General features: G+C 58.1%; 20 protein-coding genes and 1 pseudogene. 10 read left to right on the top strand and 11 right to left on the bottom strand.

What is annotated here, in order from left to right; genetic code table 11:
• Nucleotides 1-22 precede the first annotated feature (22 nt).
• Nucleotides 23-1,783: a PhoX family protein gene (locus Mag101_RS16995; protein WP_077407693.1), complete on the bottom strand. Its 1,761-nt coding sequence runs from the start codon at nt 1,781-1,783 to the stop codon at nt 23-25.
• 146 nt (nt 1,784-1,929) lie between these two features.
• Nucleotides 1,930-3,627 carry a hypothetical protein gene (locus Mag101_RS17000; RefSeq protein WP_077407695.1) on the bottom strand — a complete coding sequence of 566 codons (1,698 nt, stop codon included), beginning with the start codon at nt 3,625-3,627 and terminating at the stop codon, nt 1,930-1,932.
• Between the two features lie 345 nt (nt 3,628-3,972).
• Between Mag101_RS17000 and Mag101_RS17005 the strand changes: the two genes are divergently transcribed.
• The 8 genes and pseudogenes from Mag101_RS17005 (at nt 3,973) to Mag101_RS17040 (ending at nt 10,371) form a co-directional block, all read left to right on the top strand.
• A complete protein-coding gene (locus tag Mag101_RS17005; protein WP_077408424.1) occupies nt 3,973-5,226 on the top strand; it encodes a malic enzyme-like NAD(P)-binding protein in 1,254 nt (417 codons plus the stop codon).
• A gap of 150 nt (nt 5,227-5,376) precedes the next feature.
• Nucleotides 5,377-5,754 (top strand): hypothetical protein, encoded by a 378-nt coding sequence (locus Mag101_RS17010; RefSeq protein WP_077407697.1) that lies wholly within the window; start codon nt 5,377-5,379, stop codon nt 5,752-5,754.
• Nucleotides 5,755-5,924: 170 nt separating this feature from the next.
• A complete protein-coding gene (gene gshA, locus Mag101_RS17015; RefSeq protein ID WP_077407698.1) occupies nt 5,925-7,514 on the top strand; it encodes a glutamate--cysteine ligase in 1,590 nt (529 codons plus the stop codon).
• Between the two features lie 6 nt (nt 7,515-7,520).
• Entirely contained in the window at nt 7,521-8,111 is a 591-nt protein-coding gene (locus Mag101_RS17020) for an ACP phosphodiesterase (protein WP_077407700.1), read from the top strand.
• Between the two features lie 15 nt (nt 8,112-8,126).
• Entirely contained in the window at nt 8,127-8,618 is a 492-nt protein-coding gene (locus tag Mag101_RS17025; RefSeq protein WP_077407702.1) for a disulfide bond formation protein B, read from the top strand.
• Between the two features lie 13 nt (nt 8,619-8,631).
• Nucleotides 8,632-9,039 (top strand): CidA/LrgA family protein, encoded by a 408-nt coding sequence (locus tag Mag101_RS17030; protein ID WP_077407705.1) that lies wholly within the window; start codon nt 8,632-8,634, stop codon nt 9,037-9,039.
• A gap of 1 nt (nt 9,040) precedes the next feature.
• A pseudogene (locus Mag101_RS17035) lies at nt 9,041-9,718 on the top strand (LrgB family protein); the annotation flags it as partial.
• A gap of 185 nt (nt 9,719-9,903) precedes the next feature.
• The gene (locus tag Mag101_RS17040; RefSeq protein WP_077407709.1) at nt 9,904-10,371 is read left to right on the top strand and encodes an Rsd/AlgQ family anti-sigma factor; all 468 of its coding nucleotides are present in this window, start codon (nt 9,904-9,906) and stop codon (nt 10,369-10,371) included.
• A gap of 130 nt (nt 10,372-10,501) precedes the next feature.
• Here the strand turns inward: Mag101_RS17040 and Mag101_RS17045 are convergent, their stop codons facing one another.
• A complete protein-coding gene (locus tag Mag101_RS17045) occupies nt 10,502-11,290 on the bottom strand; it encodes an FKBP-type peptidyl-prolyl cis-trans isomerase (protein WP_077407711.1) in 789 nt (262 codons plus the stop codon).
• A gap of 538 nt (nt 11,291-11,828) precedes the next feature.
• On the opposite strand from Mag101_RS17045, the gene Mag101_RS17930 reads away from it, so the two are divergent.
• Nucleotides 11,829-12,851, top strand: a complete 1,023-nt coding sequence (locus tag Mag101_RS17930; protein WP_198040027.1) for a hypothetical protein — start codon at nt 11,829-11,831, stop codon at nt 12,849-12,851.
• Here the strand turns inward: Mag101_RS17930 and Mag101_RS17055 are convergent.
• Nucleotides 12,848-13,417 carry a TIGR02444 family protein gene (locus Mag101_RS17055; RefSeq protein ID WP_232325071.1) on the bottom strand — a complete coding sequence of 190 codons (570 nt, stop codon included), beginning with the start codon at nt 13,415-13,417 and terminating at the stop codon, nt 12,848-12,850. The two genes, Mag101_RS17930 and Mag101_RS17055, sit on opposite strands and share 4 nt — an antisense overlap.
• A gap of 85 nt (nt 13,418-13,502) precedes the next feature.
• Between Mag101_RS17055 and Mag101_RS17060 the strand changes: the two genes are divergently transcribed.
• Nucleotides 13,503-15,416 carry an ABC-F family ATP-binding cassette domain-containing protein gene (locus tag Mag101_RS17060; RefSeq protein WP_077407712.1) on the top strand — a complete coding sequence of 638 codons (1,914 nt, stop codon included), beginning with the start codon at nt 13,503-13,505 and terminating at the stop codon, nt 15,414-15,416.
• A 29-nt stretch (nt 15,417-15,445) separates the two neighbouring features.
• Here Mag101_RS17060 and Mag101_RS17065 read toward each other — a convergent pair whose 3' ends face one another.
• The 7 genes from Mag101_RS17065 to ftsY all read right to left on the bottom strand — a co-directional run bounded on the left by Mag101_RS17065 (nt 15,446) and on the right by ftsY (nt 22,032).
• Nucleotides 15,446-16,273, bottom strand: coding sequence for an outer membrane beta-barrel protein (locus Mag101_RS17065; protein ID WP_077407714.1), 828 nt, complete (start codon nt 16,271-16,273; stop codon nt 15,446-15,448).
• 89 nt (nt 16,274-16,362) lie between these two features.
• The gene (trmB, locus tag Mag101_RS17070; protein WP_077407716.1) at nt 16,363-17,100 is read right to left on the bottom strand and encodes a tRNA (guanosine(46)-N7)-methyltransferase TrmB; all 738 of its coding nucleotides are present in this window, start codon (nt 17,098-17,100) and stop codon (nt 16,363-16,365) included.
• 183 nt (nt 17,101-17,283) lie between these two features.
• Nucleotides 17,284-17,661 (bottom strand): DUF423 domain-containing protein, encoded by a 378-nt coding sequence (locus Mag101_RS17075; protein ID WP_077407718.1) that lies wholly within the window; start codon nt 17,659-17,661, stop codon nt 17,284-17,286.
• A 264-nt stretch (nt 17,662-17,925) separates the two neighbouring features.
• Nucleotides 17,926-18,780: an RNA polymerase sigma factor RpoH gene (gene rpoH / locus Mag101_RS17080; RefSeq protein ID WP_010132063.1), complete on the bottom strand. Its 855-nt coding sequence runs from the start codon at nt 18,778-18,780 to the stop codon at nt 17,926-17,928.
• A gap of 351 nt (nt 18,781-19,131) precedes the next feature.
• Nucleotides 19,132-20,130, bottom strand: coding sequence for a permease-like cell division protein FtsX (gene ftsX / locus Mag101_RS17085; protein WP_077407720.1), 999 nt, complete (start codon nt 20,128-20,130; stop codon nt 19,132-19,134).
• On the bottom strand, nt 20,114-20,797 hold the full coding sequence (gene ftsE / locus Mag101_RS17090) for a cell division ATP-binding protein FtsE (protein WP_077407722.1): 684 nt from the start codon (nt 20,795-20,797) through the stop codon (nt 20,114-20,116). Before ftsE ends, ftsX begins: the two co-directional genes overlap by 17 nt.
• Before the next feature lie 245 nt (nt 20,798-21,042).
• Nucleotides 21,043-22,032 carry a signal recognition particle-docking protein FtsY gene (gene ftsY, locus Mag101_RS17095; protein ID WP_335645078.1) on the bottom strand — a complete coding sequence of 330 codons (990 nt, stop codon included), beginning with the start codon at nt 22,030-22,032 and terminating at the stop codon, nt 21,043-21,045.
• Nucleotides 22,033-22,130 lie beyond the last annotated feature (98 nt).

Raw genomic sequence — 22,130 nt, forward strand, 5'->3', positions numbered from 1 at the left:
TCCGTTTTACCCACGCCAGGATTTATTCACCCTGAGGGTTGTATACCCAAAGGGCATTGTTGACGTGGTTGCTGGTGTCTTCGCCAATCAGAACGCGACCGTCGTCGAGCACTTCGATATTGTCCGGGTTGGCAATGGCATCCACGGCACAACGGTTTTCTGCATCGCCATCGTAAGCGCCACCGACAACCACAGGTTCCATGCGAATCGTGTCGAAGTCCGCCTGCAGACCGAGGCGATAAACCACACCACACTTATTGGCATCAACCTGAATATCCCCTTCGCCGTCGGACATGGCGCGATCAACAGAAGACATGGCGACATACATGTACGGAATGCTGTTGTCCGCAGCACCGTTCAGGTTGATATTGATCCCTTCCATCTTGTTGAACTCGACGGTAGCACCCATGGCTTCGGCGGTGCGCAGAGTTTCGAGGAAGGCGGCGCGGCTGTCGGCCGCGGTGCCGGCAGCGTAATCTGCAATTTCCGCATCGGAGATATAGCTGGTTTCCCCCTCGACATAGTCGGTGCGATCAATGCCATCGTATTCGGCAATCCAGCTTTCCAGTTCAGCATTACTGGCATGACCGAGCTCAATCCAGCTGATATCGAAACCAGCCTTAGCAGGATCGGCCGTCGCATCCTGTACCACCTTGGCGGCATACAGTGTGCCTGCACCCAGGTCACCGACCGTATCGGCAACAAATTTAAAGAAGCCCTTGCTGCTGCCATCGTCGGTGAGATAAACGGTTTTACGATCTGGCATCACCACCGGATTTTCGTGAGCCATACGGCCCAAGGTGAACAACTTCACCGGAACCGGTGCTTCGCTCGTAGGCTCGGTGATTTCCACGATGTAACCGTAGCGGTATGGGTTCGGGTATTCACCACCCAGGTAGTCAGTAATCAGGTCGATATCCGCATTGTTCGGATAGCCAGTGGAATAGTTCGGGTTGTTCCAGTTGACCGCGTTTTCCGCTTCGTAGTTTTCTTCGGAAGTCAACGGCGTGCCCCAGGGAGAAACACTACCGAAACAGTTAATCAACGTTCCTTTCACGGCCGAGAAGTCCACGTGGGCCGCGCCGGTTACATTCCAGCTACCATCGTCCTGGCGCTGCAGGCTGACACGGTTCATCGCACCGGGGCGATCTTCCCAAGCCACATACAGCATACCTTCGCTGCCGTCGGCATTGGTGGGAATAAACGCGTTAAAATCTGGGTTCTGAGATTGCTTCAGGGACATTGTTTCGGCACCGTTCACGATGGCACCAAAACCAAATGGCAGTGCGCCGGCGAAGGTATCGCCACTGCGGCCCAGTACCTGATAATCGCCGGTGGCAACCTGTACTATCTGCGCCTCAGCTGAATCGGAGGCGGGTACCGGCAGTGACTCCAGACGTGGATCAAGATTATCGATATCCACGCCCGTCCATGCACCTACCGCAGCGTCATTCCAACCGTTCGGCAAGGTGTCCGAAGGGTGCTGAACGTTAAAAAACACTTCGCCATTATCGGTTTTAAAAACGCCGGTTACTTCCGAGCCCAGTGGCAGAGTTGCAACACGAGTCAATGCCGGTACAGCGGTAAGATCTTTACCGTCAGTACCATCTACGCCATCATTTCCGTCGACACCGTCAATTCCATCCGCGCCATCTACACCATCAACGCCATCAGTACCGGTCAAGCCGTTAGAACCATCGTCGGCACAACCGCCCACCAGCAGCGCGCCCAGTACGGCGATTGCCAACATATTTTTCTTGAAAAGTGATTCACCCAATTGCATGGTCTGCCCCCGTATAAGACTGAATAGAAAGCGCCAACAGAACGCTGGAGCTTGCGCACAGTTTCCACGGCAATAATGATGCTCTATCGGTTTTTGAATGAATTTTTCGCGAAAAATTTATTGCTATTCACTTACTGAAAAAAGAATTACTGCTCTGTATGTGCAACACTGTTTTGTGTTGCACTCCAGTCAAGGCGCATATCCCAGCCGAAGAACCGGTACTCAGCATCGAGCGGCGGCGTTGAGTCTTCGACTTGCCTGTGGACATTGTTCGCAGGCAACCAGGTCGCATCGCGCCCCTGCACGAAACTTTGGTGACGCACGATATGACTGTAAGCCTTATTCATCGCCAATGCGCGTTCGCGAGAGGGTGTAATCAGCGTATACACATCTGCAGCCTGCACCGCAGCTTCCTTTACACTGCCATCGCTGTTGTACCAGCGCTGCAGCATTTCGGGGTTTTCCCGGAATTCACTGCCTCCTCCTACACGTTTTAAGTACTGGAGAATTTCACCCTCGTGCTGATTAACGCTCGGCGCATCTGTCATACCGCGCAGATTGATATATCCCCATCCTTCCGGGCCTGTCACCTTGCGTGAAAACGCAAACGTCTGATCGATGGTGGTACCGATCGCAGCGTGGCAGCCCATGCAGAACAGCATTTCCTCGCGCGTCTGTGGCCGCAATGCGCCTTGGTAATCTTCAATAAATCCCGTCAGCAACCAGCCCATACCGTTTTCACGGCCTTTGTCGCCGTGATCGACATAGTAGGGGAGCTCACCCAATACCTTTTCTTTGCGTTCGGTACGGTAGCGGTTATCCAGATCCGACGCAGTCAGTTCGCGAATCTTCTGCATATAACGCAATTCTTTCATGCGCCGGGGCACACTGATGTTGCCCTGCGTATCCACCCCGACATAACGCACCGAGTGAATAAACTCCGTGCCCTTGGGAAATTGTTGGTTAAGTACCGCAATCTCTTTTGCATCGCCAAAGAAATGGCTTTGCGGTGCCAACCACTGTGTCTCGGCGCGCAGTTGACCATCGCCGTCGAGGTCACGACCGTGCAGCTGCTCATCTGAGGGGTGAATGCGCATACGCGGCAGCTGTTTGATACTGAGTTCGGCGAGCGCCAGATTGAGCTGATAGACCGCACGCGAGAACTTGCCATCCACCTGACGGAATTTTTCTGGCAAGCGGATCGCTACATCATCGGTATTGCCGTTGGTGGGCCAGAAGGTGCTGGGCAGTGGCTTGTAATTGAAAGCCACCCAACCACTGCCATCGCGCGCAAAACCTTGTTTATCAAAAGCCGCGGCAGCCAAATCAAAATTGGCGAGATCCGGTACAAAGCCTTCCCAACCCTGTTTTTGCAATCGCGCTGGCAATGCCTGGTAATTGTCCTGATTGGTATAGGCAACAATGGCTTCATCACTGACCTGCGCGAGCCATTCACTGCGGTCGACAAACAGATTGGCCCAGTGATTTTTCAAACCCTCGTCGGAAAACAGGTAGCTCCCCTGGATGCCGCCGTCGTCGAGCATATTCATACGCGGCTGCTCGGGATTGCGCGGATACACCTGATGGCACACATAACAGGGATTATGCCGACCCTCGGTCTTGGTGTAACACATGGGTGGCACTGGCGCTTCCGGATTGGCTTCGTGTGTGCCCATCTCGGGCAGACGCTGGTCGAGCGCGACCGTCGGTAGCAGTGCGGCCGATACCCCGTCAATCGCTCCCAAAGATTCTTCAGCAGAATCCGACTGATCCTGCTGGCACCCGAGCAGCAAGCACAGGCTGAGCGTCCAGAAAAGGCGGCGGCTAAAAAGCGATAACAACATGGTGTACACCGTGATCGTGAAATGTTCCTTTGCACGACCCTAGCGTCACCCTGTGACAGAAGAATGAAACGGCACCCCCCGGCAGTCCGCCTAAATGCTCCACGCATATTCATCCTGCGAATACACATAAATCATTAAAACTATTTCATCTGTAACCAATTTTGGAGGTAGTATTAGTAAACCTATTTTGGAATGTCCGGTTTTGACCACTATGGACGGATGGTCATCCCAATAAATTCCCTATAGGCGCGCAAACTGCCCCACAATAAAATCAATACAGCTGCGGTAACCCGCGCCCGCTTGCAGAATACCGGGCGCTTTCAAGCACAAGAAGATGACACCCTGATGACCGACTCTCTACGCCAGGCAGCGCTCGATTACCATGCCTTGCCGACACCGGGCAAATTATCGGTGGAACTCACCACACCTGCAGAAACCCAGGAAGACCTCTCCCTCGCCTACAGCCCGGGAGTAGCGGAGCCGGTGCGCGAAATCGCCAAAGATCCGGAAGCCGCCTACCGCTATACCGGCAAGGGCAACCTGGTGGCGGTCATCTCCAACGGCACCGCCATCCTCGGCCTCGGCAACTTGGGCCCACTGGCCTCCAAGCCGGTGATGGAGGGCAAGTCGCTGCTGTTTAAACGTTTTGCGGATATCAATTCTGTGGATATTGAAGTGGAAGCACCGAGCCCCGAGCGGTTTATCGAAACCGTTGCGGCTATCGCCAACACCTTCGGCGGCATCAACCTCGAAGACATCAAGGCGCCGGAGTGCTTCCAGATCGAAGAGGCACTGATCCAGCGCTGTTCGGTACCCATTTTCCACGACGATCAGCACGGCACCGCGATTGTGACCGTTGCCGGCATGTTGAACGCACTGGAAATCCAGGGGAAAAACATCGAAGACGCGCGCATCGTGTGTTTGGGCGCCGGCGCCGCCGCCACTGCCTGCTGCAAGCTACTGTTGTGCGCGGGTGCCAAAAAAGAGCAGATCACTATGCTCGACAGCCGCGGGGTTATTCACTCCGGACGCAGTGATATCAACGCCTACAAGGGTGAGTGGGCACGGGATACCGAAATGCGCACCCTGGATGACGCCATTGAGGGTGCCGATGTATTCCTCGGCGTGTCCGGCCCAGACCTGCTGTCTGCGGATCAGCTGGCGCACATGGCCGACAAGCCGGTGGTGTTTGCCTGCTCCAACCCCAATCCGGAAATCGCCCCGGAGCTGGCGCACGCAACCCGCGACGACCTGATCATGGCCACCGGCCGCTCGGACTACCCGAACCAGGTAAACAACGTCCTGTGCTTCCCGTTTATCTTCCGCGGTGCACTGGACGTGCGCGCTACCAGTATCAACGAGCACATGAAACTCGCGGCCATCGAGGCAATCCGCAAGCTGGCGCGGGAAGAAGTGCCGGAAGAGGTGCGCGCGGGCTACGGTGGTGTGGAAATGGCATTCGGCCCCTCCTACATCTTGCCGAAACCTACCGACCCCCGCCTGCTGCCGGAAGTGGCCGCAGCGGTGGCCAAGGCTGCGGTAGATAGCGGTGCCGCGCGCCTGCCCTACCCGGAGCATTACCCGCTTAAGCCGTTGTAGATCCTGTCGATTCTGCCTTTAACGACCCTATATCGAACCTGTCCCGGTAGCGGTGGCGCTACCGGGTACGGATCTCCTTCACCAGTCCTTGAGCCTCCCCCCGCGCACCGCTACACTGGCTCCAACGTCTGAGCAGAGTTACCCCACCGCATGAGTCATGTCTATGTGCTGACCAATCAGCACCAGCAGTTTTTAAGTAAAGGCAACGATTGGATTGACGGCCGCGAGCACACCAAGCTGTTCCGCACCGAACATAAGGACGTCGCCATCAATCAGATGTTCGAGGCCAACACCCGCGACGTTTCCCTGCGCATCGAGCTGCTGGAATGCAAGCTGGACACCAAGCGCCATCCGGTTGTACCTGAGGACGCGCTCAGCGAAGCGCCTCTTGAGGCCGACGTCAATGCCAATACTCAAACAGCACCGACAAGTGACGAAGCAACAGAAGCTGCGGACTCCGCAGTGGACGCCGCGACTACTCTGGAAAGCAGCGAGTCGCCCTCCGAACCTGTTGCCGGACAGGCCTGATCCAGCGCTCTGAAATACCCCGCCAGGCGAGCACCGAAGAGAATGCCTCGGGTTTGCCGCTTGAGATCACCGGGGATGCCCCCATTTAAGCCGGACGCCGTTTGGCGGATTCATCCGCGCGTCACAGTAAGCGCACTTGGTATGCAGCCGGCAGCCCACAGGAGATACCCTTGCCCACGTTCAATCTGGCCGAACTGGCCAAGCCGGAAGGCTTAGACCTGCTCAAGGGCATTCGCCGCGGTATTGAAAAGGAAGGCCTGCGGGTCACCCCGGAAGGCGAGCTGGCACAGACAGACCACCCGCAAGGGCTCGGCTCCGCACTCAGCCACGAGTGCATCACCACCGATTTCTCTGAAGCGCTGCTGGAATTTATTACACCGCCGGTCGCCACGCCCGAACAGGCTCTGGAAAAACTCGACCAGATCCACCGTTTCACCTACAGCCAGATCGGCGACGAGCGCCTGTGGGTCAACAGCATGCCCGGTCGTATTGGCCGCGACGAAGATATTCCAGTCGCGCGCTATGGCAGCTCCTACAGCGGCACCATGAAAACCATTTACCGCCTTGGGCTGGGCCTGCGCTACGGCCGCGCCATGCAGACCATCGCCGGTATCCATTACAACTTTTCCCTGCCGGATACCTTCTGGCAGTGGTTACAGGCCAGAGAAAACAGCAGTGAGTCACTGCAGGATTTTAAGACCCGCCGCTACTTCGACCTGATCCGCAACTTCCGCCGCCACTATTGGCTGCTGATCCACCTGTTTGGCGCGGCGCCGGCGGTGTGCGGCACCTTCGTGCAGGATCGCGAGCACAAGCTGCAGCCCTTCGACGGCGACGGTCGCAGCCTGTACGCACCGAACTCAACTTCCCTGCGCATGGGCGACCTGGGTTACACCAGCGACGCGCAGAAGTCCCTGATCGTCTGTTACAACGATCTGCCGAGCTACCTGTCCACCCTGTGTGCCGCCATCTCCAAACCCTATCCGGCCTACCACGAGCTGGGGGTCAAGAATGCCGAGGGCCACTACCAGCAGCTCTCCACCGGCCTGCTGCAAATCGAAAATGAGTTCTACTCACCGATCCGCCCGAAAAACCCTGCCGGCATGGGCGAGACTGCACTCTCGGCACTGGACGCGCGCGGGGTGGAATACATTGAAGTGCGCTGTCTGGACCTGAACCCGTTTGTGCCGCTGGGCATCGAAGCACCGCAAATGCGCTTCCTCGATGCGTTCCTGCTGCACTGCCTGCTGAGCGACAGCCCGCAGACCGACGAAGCCGACTACCGGGCGGTACAGGAAAACCTGTCGCGCATCGTTTACCAGGGCCGCGACCCGCAAGTGCAACTTATCCACAACGGCAGCGAGCGCAAGCTGACCGACTGGGCCAACGAGCTACTCGACCAGATTACGCCGCTGGCGGAACTGCTGGACAGCGCCTGGCAGAGCGAAGATTACGAGCGCGCGGTGGACGTACAGCGCGACAAGATTAGCGGCAAGACCCTCACCCCGGCCGCGCACATGCTGGCGGAGATGCACGAACACGGGCAGACCTTCTTCCAGTGGGCAAAGGACAAAGCCGAACAGCACCGCGAGTATTTCATCGACCGCCCACTGAGCGAGGAAGAGCAGTCCGAGTTCGAACGCCTGGCAGGAGAGTCGCGACAGAAACAAAAAGCCGTGGAAGACGCCGACACCGGGACCTTCGAAGACTTCCTCGGCAAGTACTATGCCCAGTATGTGTTCTGCCACAAAGACCTCTGAGCACCGATGAATTACCTCGCCCACCTGCTGCTCTCCGGCCCGGATCCGGACTGGCAACTGGGCGGTTTACTCGGGGACTTTGTCAAAGGCCCGCTCACCGGCGCGCGGCCGCAATCCATTGAAGACGGCATGCGCCTGCACCGGCGCATCGACCTGCTGAGCGACCAGCACCCCGCCTTCCTGAGCGCGCTCACGCGCCTCGGCCCCGAGTGGCGACGCCTGGGCGGCATCGCGCTGGATATCTGGTTCGACCACCTGCTCGCCAACAGCTGGGAGCAGTGGCATCCCCACCCCCTGGAAACCTTTTCCCAAGAATGCTGGTCCAACTTCCGCGAGCGCCAGCAGTGGATCCCGGAAAACGCACAAACGTTTATTCAGCGCGCCGAGCAATTTAAACTGCTCCCCGGCTACCGCGAGGTCGACGTGATTCAACGCACCCTCGAACGGGTCGGTCAGCGTCTGCGACGCCCGCAACCCCTGGTTGACATGCTGCCCCTGCTGGAGCGCGATCGCCGCGCACTGGAGCAGGAGTTTCAACAGCTGTTTGCCGACCTGAGCCAACAGGCCGAACGTTTCCGCCAACAAATTAGCGAATAAATTCCGGAAGACACCATGACCCTGCCAAGCCCGCGCACCACGTTTTTACTGATGTTCCTCGCCGTGATCTTCGTACTCGGTGTGGCCTTCTATATGGAATACGCAATGGGCCTCGAACCCTGCCCACTGTGTATTACCCAGCGGGTAATGTTCCTCGGTGTCGGCATCACTTCGCTGATTGCCTTCCTGCACAACCCTTCCAGCATCGGCCGCCGCATTTACGGATTCGTCGTCTCCCTGTGGGCACTGGGCGGCCTCTACTTCTCCGGCCGCCAACTGTGGCTGCAGAGCCTGCCGGAAGATGAAGTGCCGGCGTGTGGCCCAGGCATCAGCTACATGGTGGAAGTGTTCCCCATGGCTGAAGTGATCAAAACCCTGCTGACCGGCGACGGCAACTGCGCCGAGGTGCACTGGACCTTTCTCGGGCTGTCCATTCCCGGCTGGGCGGCGGTGGGCTTTGTGGGCCTGATCCTGTTTGGCCTGTGGCAGGCGTTCCGCAAGGGCTAATTGAACCTTCACCATGCCCCCCAAATCGAAATCGTGGCCCGGCAAAGCACTGCACTGGTTGCTGGGCGCGGGACTACTGCTGACGTTTGACTTCGCCGGTCGCGCGCTGGCCGCAAGCTTGTCGCTATCGGTGCCCGGTCCGGTACTGGGAATGCTGCTGTTGCTACTAGCACTGATGCTGTACGGGCGCGTGCCCTATGGCCTGGGCATGGTCGCCGAACAGATACTGCGCTTGCTGGTACTGATTTTCCTACCTGCCACTGTAGGCATCTATTTTCTGCGCGACCTCTCCGGCGGCGACTGGTTTGCACTGATCGCCGCGATGGTGATCGGCACACTGATCAGCCTGACACTCACTGCACTGCTGCTAAACCATCTGATTCAGCGACGCACCCGCCGGCGAGGTAAGCATGGGCAGTGAAATGCACAACCTGTGGTTACAGTGGCTGGCCCAACTGGAGCAGGTTGCTAGCGGTTTTCTGCAGCCGCTATCCGCCACCCACCCGCTGGTCATACTGCCGCTGAACATCGCGGGCTTTTGGCTGGCACTCAAAATCTATCGACGCACCGGTACGCCAATCTTGCACCCGGTGGTGGGCGGGAGCCTGCTGGTGTTTGCGGGGCTATTGCTGCTCGGCGTGGACTTTGCCGGCTACCAGCAGGGCAGCGGATTGCTGTATCTGCTACTGGGCCCGGCGGTAGTCGCCCTCGCCATTCCCCTCAAACAAAACCTGGCCATGGTGCGGCGTGCGGGTTGGCCGCTGATGCTTGGGCTGCTAGTGGGCGCCGTGCTCGCGCCGCTGGTGGCGGTGGTCATTGCGCTGCTGCTCGGTGGCAGTCACACAGTACTGGTCGCGCTGGCCACCAAATCCGTGACCACGCCCGTAGCGCTGGCACTCACCGAGCAGATGAACGGAATCCACAGCCTCGCTGCGGGCGTGGTGGCCTTTACCGGAATAGTCGGTGCGGTGCTTGGCCCCTCCCTTATGCGCCTGTTAGGCATGCACGACGAGCGGGTTACCGGTTTCACCCTCGGCATTAATGCCCACGCCATCGGCACCGTGCGCGCGCTGGAGATCAGCGCCCTGTGTGGTGCCTTTTCTGCACTGGCCATGGGTTTGTGCGGCGCACTGACCGCATTGCTGTTACCAGTTCTCATCTCGGCCTAGCAGAAAACAGACGCCTGTCCCGTTCCAGATTTTTTACGGCGCCCACCTTGCCCACGGCGGGAGAAGCTTCTACATTCGTATGAGCAGTTGTAAAAGACACAAAAGGAAACTTGGAGATGTTGGAGAACTGTAAGAACGCGCAAGAGCGCTGGGGCGGCGTCAGCCAGATTATTGACCGCTGGCTACAATCCCGTCAGGCGCTGCTGGTGAGCTTTTGCCAGCTGTCGGATCACAAGGAGTTTTCCGATGGCGACAAGGCCGCGGAGACCAGTGTCCGCACCCTGTGTCAGCAGCTGGTGGACTATGTGTCGGCCGGCCACTTTGAGGTCTACGATCAGTTAATCCAGGAAGGCCAGGCCTTTGGTGACACCGAAGGGTTACAACAGGCCAAAGCCCTGTACCGGGAGATTGATGGCACCACCGATGTCGCTGTCGACTTCAACGACAAGTACCAGGAAACCGATGACCTCAGCGCGCTGGTGCAGGATCTGTCGGAGCTGGGCGTCGCGCTGGAGACCCGTTTTGCTGCGGAAGACCGCATGATCGATACCCTGCACACCGCGCACAAAAACCAGCTGGCTTGATCACACTATCTCGCGTGCACCAACACGTGAAATAGCTCTACGCACCAAAATGCGTCAGCAATAAAAAAGGGGCCTGTAGGCCCCTTTTTTGATCAGTGCGCAACCGCGCAACTTGGTAACCGATGTGCGATTACTCGGTTCCCTGATCTTCCTCAACCGCTTCTTTCTCTGCAGCAGCCTCGTCACTGTTGGCGTCGGCCTTGTGCAGCTCCACTTCAAAAATCAGGGTCGCATTCGGGCCGATCAGACCGCCGGCACCACCGGGACCATAGGCCAGCTCAGAGGGAATGTAGAGTTCCCATTTCGCGCCCTGCTTCATCAGCTGCAGCGCTTCGGTCCAACCCTTGATCACGCCGTTCACCGGGAACTGAACCGGCTTGCCGTTCTTGTAGGAGCTGTCGAACTCGGTGCCATCAATCAGCGTGCCCTTGTAGTCCACTTCAACAACGCTGGTTTCGCTTGGGCTCGGTCCGGTACCTTCGGTAATCACCTTGTACTGCAGGCCGGAATCGGTGGTCTGCACGCCGTCTTTCTTGGCGTTTTCTTCCAGGAACTTCTTACCTTCTTCCAGGTTCTTATCCGCCGACGCTTTGAAGTCAGATTCCTGCTTCTCCATCAGCTCTTTTTGCTTGGCCTGCATGTTCTCCTGGAATACCTGGATCACTTTTTGCTTTTCTTCCTGGCTCAGGCGGGACTCGCGACCGCTAGCGACGTCTTGCAGTGCCATGGCAACAATTGACGGGTCCAGAGCGACTTCCTGGCTCTTGAGGCGGTTAGCCATATCTTCGGCGATGATATAGCTGACCTTCTGCTCCTGGGTTTCCAGTTTGACGTCTGCAGTACCGGCAGACTCCTGCTTGTTACAACCGACCAGTGCAATACCCAAAGCAATCGCAGCAGCCAAAGAAGTTTTATTCATGAGAGTTGTCTCTTTATTTCCGTGAAACATTGTAAATAGCGATGGCGAGCACCGGTATTAATCGAGCAGGTCCTGTATTCCCTGCCTATGCCGCTGTTGTACACCCTGACATCCAGGTGCATTGTGCGGCAGATCACAGTATCGCAAGCCGGACCGCAGCGAATGGCAAGTCTAACCCATGCGCGAACGACCTGCACACCGGCATACTCTTATCGCATTCGCTGCATCGGACAGCCATTCTTCGCAGTTGTTTCATTTTGCTGACACAAGCAATTTTGGCGGAGGCTATACGAGAAAATTGAAAGCCTTATGCCGCAGTTATTAAAAAGTTAAAAAATCCTGCGGGCTGCAGGGATGCACGAAGCAAATAACAGCGCTATTATCAGCGTTAGACCTCGACCTTTTTCTCTGACAGAGAGGTGGTTCTGTCAACACCGAGATATTTTGGGGGATGTCTTGGAGATATCTTGGAGTAAGTAATCGAGGCTCCCTTTAATAACGATTTTCACAACCCGTTCCAACCGCAGGATATTGAATCATGGCCGCCAAACGCAAAGCCGCTGTTTCCATTGACGCTCTTGAAAAACAGATCGCCAAGATCGCCACCCAAATTGAAAAAGCACGAGCCAAGGAAGTGGCCGATGCCGATAAGGCCCTGAAGAAAGCGACTAAAGATGCCGACAAGGCCAAGGCTCAGGTAGCCAAGGCAAAAGCCAAAGTTGCAGCTGCCCGCGCCGCCGGCACCAAGGCAAAAACTCCGGCCGCCAAAGCGTCCGCCAAGAAGAAAGCCGATGCCGCCAAGTCTGCGCTGGCCAAGGTAGAAAAAGTTGCCAAGGAAGCCACTGTAGCGCTGACTGGCACCAAGGCCGCCACCGCAGCTGCCAAGCTGTCTGACAAGACCGCAAAAGCTGTGAAGAAAGCCGGTGATGCCGCAGCCAAAAAAGTACAGGCCGCCAGCAAACCGAAAAAGAAAAAAGCGGCAGCCAAGAAGGCGACCGCAAGCAAGCCGGCAGCTGCAAAGAAAGCTGCCGCGAAAAAACCTGCGGCCAAAAAGGCCACTGCAAAGAAGGCGGCAACCAAGAAAGCTGCTGTGAAGAAAGCTCCGACCAAGAAAGCGGCACCGAAGAAGGCAGCTGCCAAGAAGGCCGTGGCAAAACCGGCAGCGAAAAAAGCAGCCCCCAAAAAAGCTGCACCGAAGAAAGCCGCAACCAAGAAAGTCGCCGCAAAACCTGCAGCTAAGCCGGCAGCCAAACCCGCAGCCAAAAAGGCCGCACCAAAGAAGCCGGCAGAAAAGCCAGTAGCAGACAAATCTAACGGCGCCGCCGCAAAACCGGCCGCTCAGCCAGCGCCAGCCGCCGCGCCCGCAGCCGCCCCGGTAAGCGAATCACCGGCACCGGTAATGGGTAAGACTTCAGAACCAAAACCAATGGTGCCCGAGTCCAGCACTGCAGCTGCAACCCCGGTAACCCCGAGCATCACGCCAAGCACGCCGGCCAAAAGCCTGTTTTCTACTGAGGAAAACCCGCACTACGGCCCCGAGGAGCACAAGCACAAGAGCTAATTTGTGCGATCACCAGCTCCTTCATTGCCCAAGCCTGAGCCTGCTGCATTCGTGCTAGCGTTATAGGCATCTTGAGAGCTATAGGCATCGATCAGGCCCGCCCAGCGGGCCTGATCTTTTTGCATCAGACCATACTGTTCCCCGGCCAGCGCCAGCGGTGAGCGCGTCTCCGGCCAGGTTTCTCCATTCAGCTTCCACAGCGCAGCCAACTGGCGCTGCTCCATACGAATCTCATTGCGCTTGCACCAGTCATAAAGCCGACTCTGCTTGTTAATACGCCCTACAAAACGACGTAGGTTGCGCACGGTACTGATCATGCGGCGCCGCGGCGCCAACCCCCGATCCGCCACTCGCCAGCTCTCGTCACTCAGTTGGCGACCACAGGCACAGGTGTAACTGGCCCACAACAGCAGACACACGTCCGCCCCTTTGCTGTCCTGACACTCCAGCAGGAAGTCGGCCACCGACGGCTGGCGATAAAACTCGAGACTGAAATCCCATAGGGGGTTCTGCAACGGCGAATTGGACGGAGAGTGCGACGGTGATGGAGGTGCGGTTTCTGTCACGATAGAATCCCGGCGAAATTGTTATGCGACGACATTGTTATGGGGATAGCCTAGTCAATATCGCGCGAAATCAAAGAGGTTTCCATTGATCAATCTGCAAGGGGTGTCGCTGCAAGTGGGCGGGCGCGACCTGCTCAACGACGCCAGCTGCCGCATCTTTCCCGGGCACAAGGTGGGCATCATCGGTGCCAACGGCTGTGGTAAGTCCACCCTGTTCAAGATGTTGCTGAAGCAGCAGGAGAGCGACGCGGGCAGTGTCGAAGTCCCGACGGGCTGGGAAATTGCACATATGGCCCAGGAGGTGTCGGCCAGCGACCGCAGCGCCCTCGACTATGCGCTGGATGGCGACCACCGCCTGCGCGCGCTGCAACAGGAGCTGGAAGCGGCAGAGGCCGATGGCAGCGACGGCAAGCGCATTGGCGAGCTGCACGAGCGTATGGCCGCAATCGACGGCTACTCGGGCCCTGCGCGCGCCGCACAGTTGCTGGACGGCCTGGGCTTCTCCCACGCCGATCAGCAGCGCCCGGTGAAGAGCTTCTCCGGTGGCTGGCGTATTCGCTTGAACCTGGCGCGCGCACTCATGAGTCCCGCTGATCTGTTGCTGCTCGACGAACCCACCAACCACTTGGACCTGGATGCCACCCTGTGGCTGGAACAGTGGCTGCAGCGCTTCCCGGGCACCCTGCTAATCATCTCGCATGACCGGGATTTCCTGGACGCGGTGGTGGACGGCATTATCAGTTTCGAACAGCAGGATCTGGTGCTCTACAGTGGTAACTACACCGCATTTGAGCGGGCCCGCGCCGAGCGTCTGGCACAGCAACAGATTCAGTACGAGAAGCAGCAGGCCCAGCGCGCGCATATGGAAGATTTCGTGCGCCGCTTCCGCGCAAAAGCGACCAAAGCTAAGCAGGCGCAGAGCCGCCTGAAGGCACTGGACCGCATGGCCGAGATCGCCCCGGCACATGTGGACTCGCCATTCCGCTTCCGCCTGCCGGCATCCGAAAAAGTCTCAAATCCGCTGGTGGATCTACGCGAGGCAGAAATCGGTTACCCAGGCAAAACCATTTTGCCGCGGGTGGAAATGGGCATTCAGCCCGGTCGTCGCATCGGCCTGTTGGGCCCCAACGGCGCCGGTAAATCCTCGCTGATCAAAACCCTCGCCGGCGAGTTGCCGCTGATCGGTGGCGAACGCCAGTGCGGCGAGCACCTGAAGATTGGTTACTTTGCCCAGCACCAGCTTGAAGCGCTGGATCCCAAAGCCTCACCCATACTGCACGTACAGCGGCTGTCGCCGGGCGCCAGCGAACAGGAGCTGCGCGACTTTTTGGGTGGCTACGGTTTTATCGGTGACCGGGTATTCGAACCGGTGGGCGGTTTTTCCGGCGGCGAAAAAGCCCGCGTGGCGCTGGCGCTGCTGGCGTGGCAGAAACCCAACCTGTTGCTGCTGGACGAACCGACCAACCACCTGGACCTGGAAATGCGCCACGCACTGACGCTCGCGCTGGCAGAATTCCCCGGTGCGGTAATCCTGGTATCGCACGATCGCCACCTGCTGGCGAACACCACCGACGAATTTATTCTGGTGGCAGACGGCCGCGCCGAGCCTTTCGACGGCGACCTGGATGATTACAAGCAGTGGTTACTGGCGTTCAAGCGCGAAGAAAAACGCCAGTCTGGAAATGACACAGCCAGTGCGGACGGCAAGCCTGTTGAGGACAAGAAAGCCCAGCGTCGCGCGGCCGCGGCCCTGCGCGAGCAACTCAAGCCGTTGACCAACAAGCTCAAAAGTATCGAGCAGAAGATGGCCAAGGCGGAAAAGGAAGTGCAACGGCTGGAAGAGAAGCTCGCGGATGAAGATCTCTACAGCGGTGGCCGCCAGGATGAAATTACCCAGCTGACCAAAGCGCAGGGAGAGGCGCGGGAAAGCCTGGATGAACTGGAAATGGAGTGGCTGGAAGTATCCGAGGCACTGGAGGCAGCGCGCTCCGCTAGTTAACACGCTGCCCCGATACGATCCCTGCGCGGCTATTTCGACATTTCGTAGGGGTCGTAGCCTTCCCGCGGGCAGCCATCTTCATTGACCGCCATGCCCATGGGCGTATTCGGGCAGAGGTCGAGATAGTCCGGTATGCCATCGCCGTCGGTGTCGATAGGGCAGCCGCGAAAGTCCACATCAATACCAGGCGGTGTCTGTGGGCATTCGTCGGCGTCGTCATACACACCGTCACCATCGCGATCGTAAATCGCCACCGGGTCCTCACCCCACTGGTAGCCGATCGACATACTCACATAGGCGTCGAGGCCACTTTCTTCCACTCCCTGGAAACCGCGCGCATCGCCGCGCACTTGCCAGCGTGGGTGCAGGCGGTACTTCACGCCCATACCAAAGTTGACCATGGTCTGACGACGGTGCCAGTCAAACGGGTAGCCGTAGGTGTCTTCATCGATGCGCAACTCGCCAATACCCGCCACCACATAGGGCTGCCAGTCGTAATTGCCACAAAAGCGGCCAGCGAATTGATACAGCAGATCGACGTGGTAATTCTGTACCTCGACATCCTCAAACGTGTCCTGCACGTTGACGCTGAAGTAGTTATACACACCTTCAAGAGCCCAGCGATCGGTAACGTTGTAGCCAAAGCCGATACCGCCGCCGGCGCGATCTTCCAGCTCAAAACCGAAGTAAGGTGTGCCATCGAGGCGCTGGTCATCAAACCAGTAATAGCCGCCGTTGAGGTAGAGATTGAGAGTACCTTCCCCATCGGACACGGCCTGGCCGCTAGAAAGGAGCAGGGCACTGCCCAGAAGCAGCTTAGGTAGGAGTTTGCGGGCGAGGGTGGGGCTTGTTGTCATTGTTGCTCCGGAGCATCCATTTACCGGTAGTCACAAGATAGCACAGCGAACCGCGGCCCATTTCCAGCGCGGCTCGCTATGTTGTCGGCTTATTTTCTTTTGTACAGCAGGTCCCACACGCCGTGGCCAAGGCGCTCACCGCGACGCTCGAATTTGGTCTGCGGACGGAATTCCGGGCGCGGGGAGTATTGCCCTTTACCGGCGGTATTCTCCAGCATGTCCTCGGCTTCAAGTACTTCGAGCATTTGCTCGGCGTAGTTTTCCCAGTCGGTGGCCATGTGCATCAGCGCGCCGGGCTTCAATTTGCTGCACAGCAGTTTCACGAACTCGGGCTGCACGATACGGCGCTTGTTGTGCTTTTTCTTGTGCCACGGATCGGGGAAGTACAACTGGAAACGATCCAGGCTGGCGTCGGGAATACAGTCGTTCAGCACGTCGATGGCATCTGCCATATACACGCGCAGGTTTTTTACTTCTTCCTTGCCGGCATTGTTAATCAGACGACCGACACCCGGTGGGTGCACTTCGATGCCAATAAAGTTTTTATCCTGCTCGGCCTTGGTCATTTCCAGCAGGGAATCGCCCATGCCGAAACCGATTTCCAATACCACAGGGGCCGCGCCACCGAAGACTTCTGCCGGATTGATCGCGCCATCGTAAAGGGACAGTCCAAACGTGCCCCAGTAGTTATCAAACGCGTTGCGCTGACCTTCGGTCATACGCCCGCCGCGGATCACGTAGCTACGGATGGATTTCTTTTTGAACTCGGTGCGGTAGGGAAATTCTTCTTCCTCACCCGCTTGTTCGTTGTTTGGCTCTTCTTGCATTTTTACCTCTTAGCTCGGAGCACCGACCTTGGGTGCTTCGTCGCTGGTGCTGTGGCGGCCAAGCACCGGGGATGCGTTTTCAGAACCGCTGTGAACCCATCCATGGGCGCTGCGGCGGCGACGTCCTGTCGCCGACGCTTCTGAAAACGCATCCCCGGCCCTTGGCCTTCGACTCGTAGTTTTTTACTTCGTATAACCTAGGGCGGCGACAAACAGGGCTACCCAGCCTCCGATCATCAATGTGCCACCAAGTGGGGTGATTGGTCCGAGGATTCTCGGCCCACCAAAGGTCAGGCCGTAAAGGCTGCCTGAGAATAATAAAATGCCAACCGCGAAAAGCGCGCCGCTCACAATCAGCGAGGTTTTTGCACCAATTTGCTGGATCAATATAGCCACGGCTATAAGTGCCAGCGCGTGAATCATCTGATAATGCACGCCGGTTTTGTAGGCTTCCAACAGATTTTCCGCGACCTTGTCACGCAGTCCATGAGCGCCAAAAGCGCCGAGCATAACGCCGGTGCCACCAAAAAATGCGGCCAGCAATAAATACAATTTAGCCATCTTTATTCCTTTCGATCTGGCTTACGGAGTACCGAGTCAAAATTGAAGGGGAGGTGCCGGGTGTCTGTTTTCGGAAGCGTCGGCGACAGGGACGTCGCCGACGCAGCGCCCAGGGATGGGTTCACAGCGGTTCCGAAAACAGACACCCGGTACCTCTCCGCCACTAGGTCTGAACAAAAGCGGATACCACTATAGCCGGGAGGCCATATACGAAAAAACCGCGCCAATGGCGCGGTTCTTCCATCCGGTTGGGTCGGTGCGTGGTTACGCTTCCATCGCCACCCGGACTTTTTTCATGGCGTTCTTTTCAAGCTGGCGAATACGCTCAGCAGAAACACCGTATTTGTCGGCCAGCTCATGCAAGGTGGCCTTGGATTCACTCAACCAGCGCGCTTCGATGATGTCGCGGCTGCGGTCGTCCAGCTGATCCATCGCAGCAGTCAGGTTGTTTACGCTGGTTTCCTGCCAGTTATCGTGCTCCAGCATGGTGGCCGGATCGTAACGGCGGTCTTCCAGGTAGTGCGCCGGAGCTTGCCACGCGGAATCTTCGTCGTCATCCACGCCCGCATCAAACGCCGCATCATGCGCCGCCAGACGGCCTTCCATATCGTGTACATGCTGCACATCGACATTCAGCTCTTGCGCCACGCGCTTGGCTTCGTCGTTAGTCAGCCACGCCAGCTTCTTCTTCTGGCCACGCAGGTTGAAGAACAGCTTGCGCTGCGCCTTGGTGGTCGCAATCTTAACGATGCGCCAGTTACGCAGAATGAACTCGTGAATCTCCGCCTTGATCCAGTGCACCGCAAAGGACACCAGACGCACACCCTTTTCCGGGTTAAAACGCTTCACCGCCTTCATCAGGCCCACGTTACCTTCCTGAATCAAGTCACCCTGGTTCAGGCCGTAACCGGAGTAAGATTTGGCGATGTGCACAACAAAGCGCAGGTGAGACATAACCAACTGACGGGCTGCCTCGAGATTTTCGTGGTAGTAGAGGTCTTCCGCGAGTTTCTTTTCTTCCTCGGCGGAGAGTACCTCAAAGCCGCTGACTGTCTGGATGTAGGCGTTTAGATTGGCGCCCGGTGACAGTGTGTGAATCGGCTGTAAACTGGTTCCCATTCAGGATTCTCCTCGTATCGCTTATTGCCCCGCTTGGCACTTGCTGCCCGGACTGTTTCTTACCGGGACCAGTAGTTTGCGGCGGCTGCTCCGCTCGGCCCTGGACTGTTCAGTCTTTAAGCGGCACCAAGAGAGCAAAGTCGGCCACAGTGTAGCACTCGCAACGGGAAATGGAACCCCGTATGGAGACGGCTGGCACCGCGCGCCAGCCCTTGAAATACGGGAGATTAGAGCAGTTATCCACAGCAGAAGTTCCGGGGCGCGCCCGCGCTTTACCAATCTTTGCAGACCGCGCGGTCAAGCGACCCTAAAGGCCGATGAAATGATGTAAATGGCGGTGCGGATCGGGCGTTAGCGCGGCTGAATCGCGGAAATATGTCGCGCCACCGCCAACCAGGCCCCCGTAAGCCCGAGCAGCGCGGCGCCGCCGGCCAGCCCAACCAGATAGGTAAACCCGGGGCCATCGAGGCGAAAGCCACTGCCGTAGAGGTTTGCCAGCCCGCTAATCGGGCCCGCCAGTAGCCATACCCCACCGCTCACCAGCAACCAGGCAATCAGACCGCCAACCAAGCCGTAGACCAGACCCGTGTAAAGGAAGGGGCGGCGCACAAACGCATCCGTGGCGCCCACCAGCTTCACCACCAGGATTTCATCCCGGCGATTTTCGATATGCAGGCGGATGCTGTTCACCACCACCAGCAACACCCCCAGCGCCAACAACAGTGCCAGCCCCATGCTCATGCGTTGCCCCAGTTCAGTGAGCTGCGCCAGGCGCTGCACCCAGGCCATATCCAGCACTACGGAATCGGTCATCGCGCTGTCGCGCAAGCGTGTGGCCAACGCCTCCAATGAGGTCGTATCAGAGCCGCGCGGGCGCACCAGCAGTACGGCTGGCAACGGATTGCTGTCCATACCGAGCAGCGCATCCCCAAGGCCGGAGGACTGCTGGAATTCTGCCAACGCCTGCTCCGGCGAGATATACGTCACCCCCGCCACCAGTGGGTCCCCACGCAAGTCGTCGGCGAACGACTGCACCGCGTTCTCGCGGGCGCGCTTGTGCAGGAATACCGAAATCTGAGGCTGCCCATCCCAGCCAGCCACGGCCTTCTGGAAGTTAGTAAGTCCCAACTGCAGTGCTGCGGGCAGGGCCAGGGCAATGGCAATGACCAGTGCGGTCATACCGCTGGACATGGGTGAGGCAAAGAAACGCGCCCACGACTCGCGCCACATTTCCCGGTGGTGATTGGTCCAGCTGCTGAAGCGGTCGCCCACACCGGTGCGCGCGGTCACCGCACCCGCGGAGCGGCTGCGTTCGGGCGGATTGGCAGAGGGCTTAGTACGCTGGTTCACGGCTCGGGTATCCGTCATAGATCAACTGGCCTTGCTGCAGCGTCAGCACCCGCTGGCGCATGCGCGCAATCAATTCAAGGTCGTGGCTGGCGATCAGCACGGTGGTGCCCACCGCATTGAACTGTCGGAACAGTCCCATGATTTCCTCAGACAGTTTCGGGTCCAGGTTACCAGTGGGTTCATCCGCCACCAGCAGGGCGGGCTTGTTCACCACTGCGCGGGCAATACCCACACGCTGTTGTTCACCGCCAGAGAGCACAATAGGGTTCTGTTTCTCTTTGTGCAGCAGGCCGACCTTATCCAGCGCGGCGCGCACGCGGCGGCCCACTTCGCGGCGGCTGCATCCGGAAACCGACAGCGGCAGGGCGACGTTGTCGAACACGCTGCGATCGAACAGCAACTGGTGGTTCTGGAACACGATGCCGAGGTTGCGGCGGTAGTAGGGAATCTGGCTATTGCGCAGGCGGTTTAGGTTCTGCCCGCCGACGATGATGTTGCCTCGGGTAGGGCGCTCGATGGCGGTGAGTAGTTTGAGCAGGGTACTTTTGCCGGCGCCGGAGTGGCCGGTCAGGAACACCATCTCGGCGCGATCAATTTCCAGACTGACGCGCCCCAGCGCATCCTGGCCGGACTCGTAGCGTTTGTTAACGTTATCAAACTGGATCATGAGCGCGTTTTTGTTGTTTTTAACTTCGGTAGCGGCAACTCTTTTACAACATACCGCACTTTGCGCGAAGGCACTGATACCGGGTACAACTTTCTGAGACCTTCCGCGAGAGGGACCTCGCGGAAGAGCCCCCAGGGATGGGTTCACGGCGTGTCTCAGAAAGTTGTACCCGGTAGCAGTGCCGCCACCTAACTATCCAAGTTCGCTCCACAAGCCAACGAAAAGTCTCTCGCAGATTCGGACTATCAGCCCTGGGCGCGATTAAACAGCGCCGCCACAAAGTCTTTTGCCACAAATGGCTGCAGGTCTTCTGCCTGCTCCCCCACGCCGATAAAGCGTACCGGAATCCCCAGCTTCTGTGCCAGCGCGAAAATCACCCCGCCCTTGGCGGTGCCATCGAGCTTGGTGAGTACCAGGCCGCTGACCCCCGCGGAATCCTTGAAGGTCCCCGCCTGCGACAGCGCGTTCTGGCCGGTGCCCGCATCCAGTACCAGCAGCACCTCGTGCGGTGCGGCGCCGTCGAGTTTGCCCATGACACGGCGCACCTTGGAAAGCTCTTCCATCAGATTCGACTTGTTGTGCAGGCGCCCGGCGGTATCCGCAATTACCACATCCACATTGCGGGATTGGGCAGACTGTATCGCATCAAAGATCACAGAGGCACTATCCGCGCCAGTATGCTGGGCCACAACCGGCACATTGTGACGCTGTCCCCAAACTTGCAGCTGTTCCACAGCGGCGGCCCGGAAGGTATCACCGGCGGCGAGCATCACCGACTGGCCTTCGTTCAGGTAGCGGTGGGCCAACTTGCCGATGGTGGTGGTCTTGCCGACGCCATTCACGCCAACCACCAGAATCACAAACGGCTTTTTACTCTGGTCGATCACCAGCGGCGCTTCGACCTTGTCCAGCAAGCCGGCCAGCTCTTCCTGCAGCGCTTTGTACAACGCCTCGCCATTAGACAGTTCGCGTCGGGAAACCCGCTCGGTGAGGCGGTCGATAATCTCGGTGGTGGCATCTACACCCACATCTGCCATGAGAAGCTGGGTTTCCAGCTCCTCCATCAGGTCTTCGTCGATTTCCTTGGCGCCCAGGAACAGGTTGCCCATCCCTTCGGCAAACTGGCTGCTGGTGCGCGACAGGCCGCGGCGAATACGGGCAAAGAAACCCTCTTTCTTGGGCTTTTCCTGCACCGGCTCCTGTACCGGCGCTGGCTCGTCCTGCGCCACTTCCATGGCTGGATCGAATCCGGACTCCGGGGCTTCTTCGGTGGAAAGGTGCTCGTCTGCTACGACCGGTGCCGGAGTAGCGGCGGGCTCTGGCATGTCCTGCG

The organism is Microbulbifer agarilyticus (assembly GCF_001999945.1).
GTDB classification, from domain to species: Bacteria; Pseudomonadota; Gammaproteobacteria; order Pseudomonadales; family Cellvibrionaceae; genus Microbulbifer; species Microbulbifer agarilyticus_A.

Coding starts and splice junctions, on each gene's coding strand:
- Mag101_RS16995 (WP_077407693.1), bottom strand. CDS start 1,783: ATGCAATTGGGTGAATCACTTTTCAAGAAAAATATGTTGGCAATCGCC.
- Mag101_RS17000 (WP_077407695.1), bottom strand. CDS start 3,627: ATGTTGTTATCGCTTTTTAGCCGCCGCCTTTTCTGGACGCTCAGCCTG.
- Mag101_RS17005 (WP_077408424.1), top strand. CDS start 3,973: ATGACCGACTCTCTACGCCAGGCAGCGCTCGATTACCATGCCTTGCCG.
- Mag101_RS17010 (WP_077407697.1), top strand. CDS start 5,377: ATGAGTCATGTCTATGTGCTGACCAATCAGCACCAGCAGTTTTTAAGT.
- Mag101_RS17020 (WP_077407700.1), top strand. CDS start 7,521: ATGAATTACCTCGCCCACCTGCTGCTCTCCGGCCCGGATCCGGACTGG.
- Mag101_RS17025 (WP_077407702.1), top strand. CDS start 8,127: ATGACCCTGCCAAGCCCGCGCACCACGTTTTTACTGATGTTCCTCGCC.
- Mag101_RS17030 (WP_077407705.1), top strand. CDS start 8,632: ATGCCCCCCAAATCGAAATCGTGGCCCGGCAAAGCACTGCACTGGTTG.
- Mag101_RS17040 (WP_077407709.1), top strand. CDS start 9,904: ATGTTGGAGAACTGTAAGAACGCGCAAGAGCGCTGGGGCGGCGTCAGC.
- Mag101_RS17045 (WP_077407711.1), bottom strand. CDS start 11,290: ATGAATAAAACTTCTTTGGCTGCTGCGATTGCTTTGGGTATTGCACTG.
- Mag101_RS17930 (WP_198040027.1), top strand. CDS start 11,829: ATGGCCGCCAAACGCAAAGCCGCTGTTTCCATTGACGCTCTTGAAAAA.
- Mag101_RS17065 (WP_077407714.1), bottom strand. CDS start 16,273: ATGACAACAAGCCCCACCCTCGCCCGCAAACTCCTACCTAAGCTGCTT.
- trmB (WP_077407716.1), bottom strand. CDS start 17,100: ATGCAAGAAGAGCCAAACAACGAACAAGCGGGTGAGGAAGAAGAATTT.
- Mag101_RS17075 (WP_077407718.1), bottom strand. CDS start 17,661: ATGGCTAAATTGTATTTATTGCTGGCCGCATTTTTTGGTGGCACCGGC.
- rpoH (WP_010132063.1), bottom strand. CDS start 18,780: ATGGGAACCAGTTTACAGCCGATTCACACACTGTCACCGGGCGCCAAT.
- ftsE (WP_077407722.1), bottom strand. CDS start 20,797: ATGATCCAGTTTGATAACGTTAACAAACGCTACGAGTCCGGCCAGGAT.
- ftsY (WP_335645078.1), bottom strand. CDS start 22,032: ATGGAAGTGGCGCAGGACGAGCCAGCGCCGGTACAGGAGCCGGTGCAG.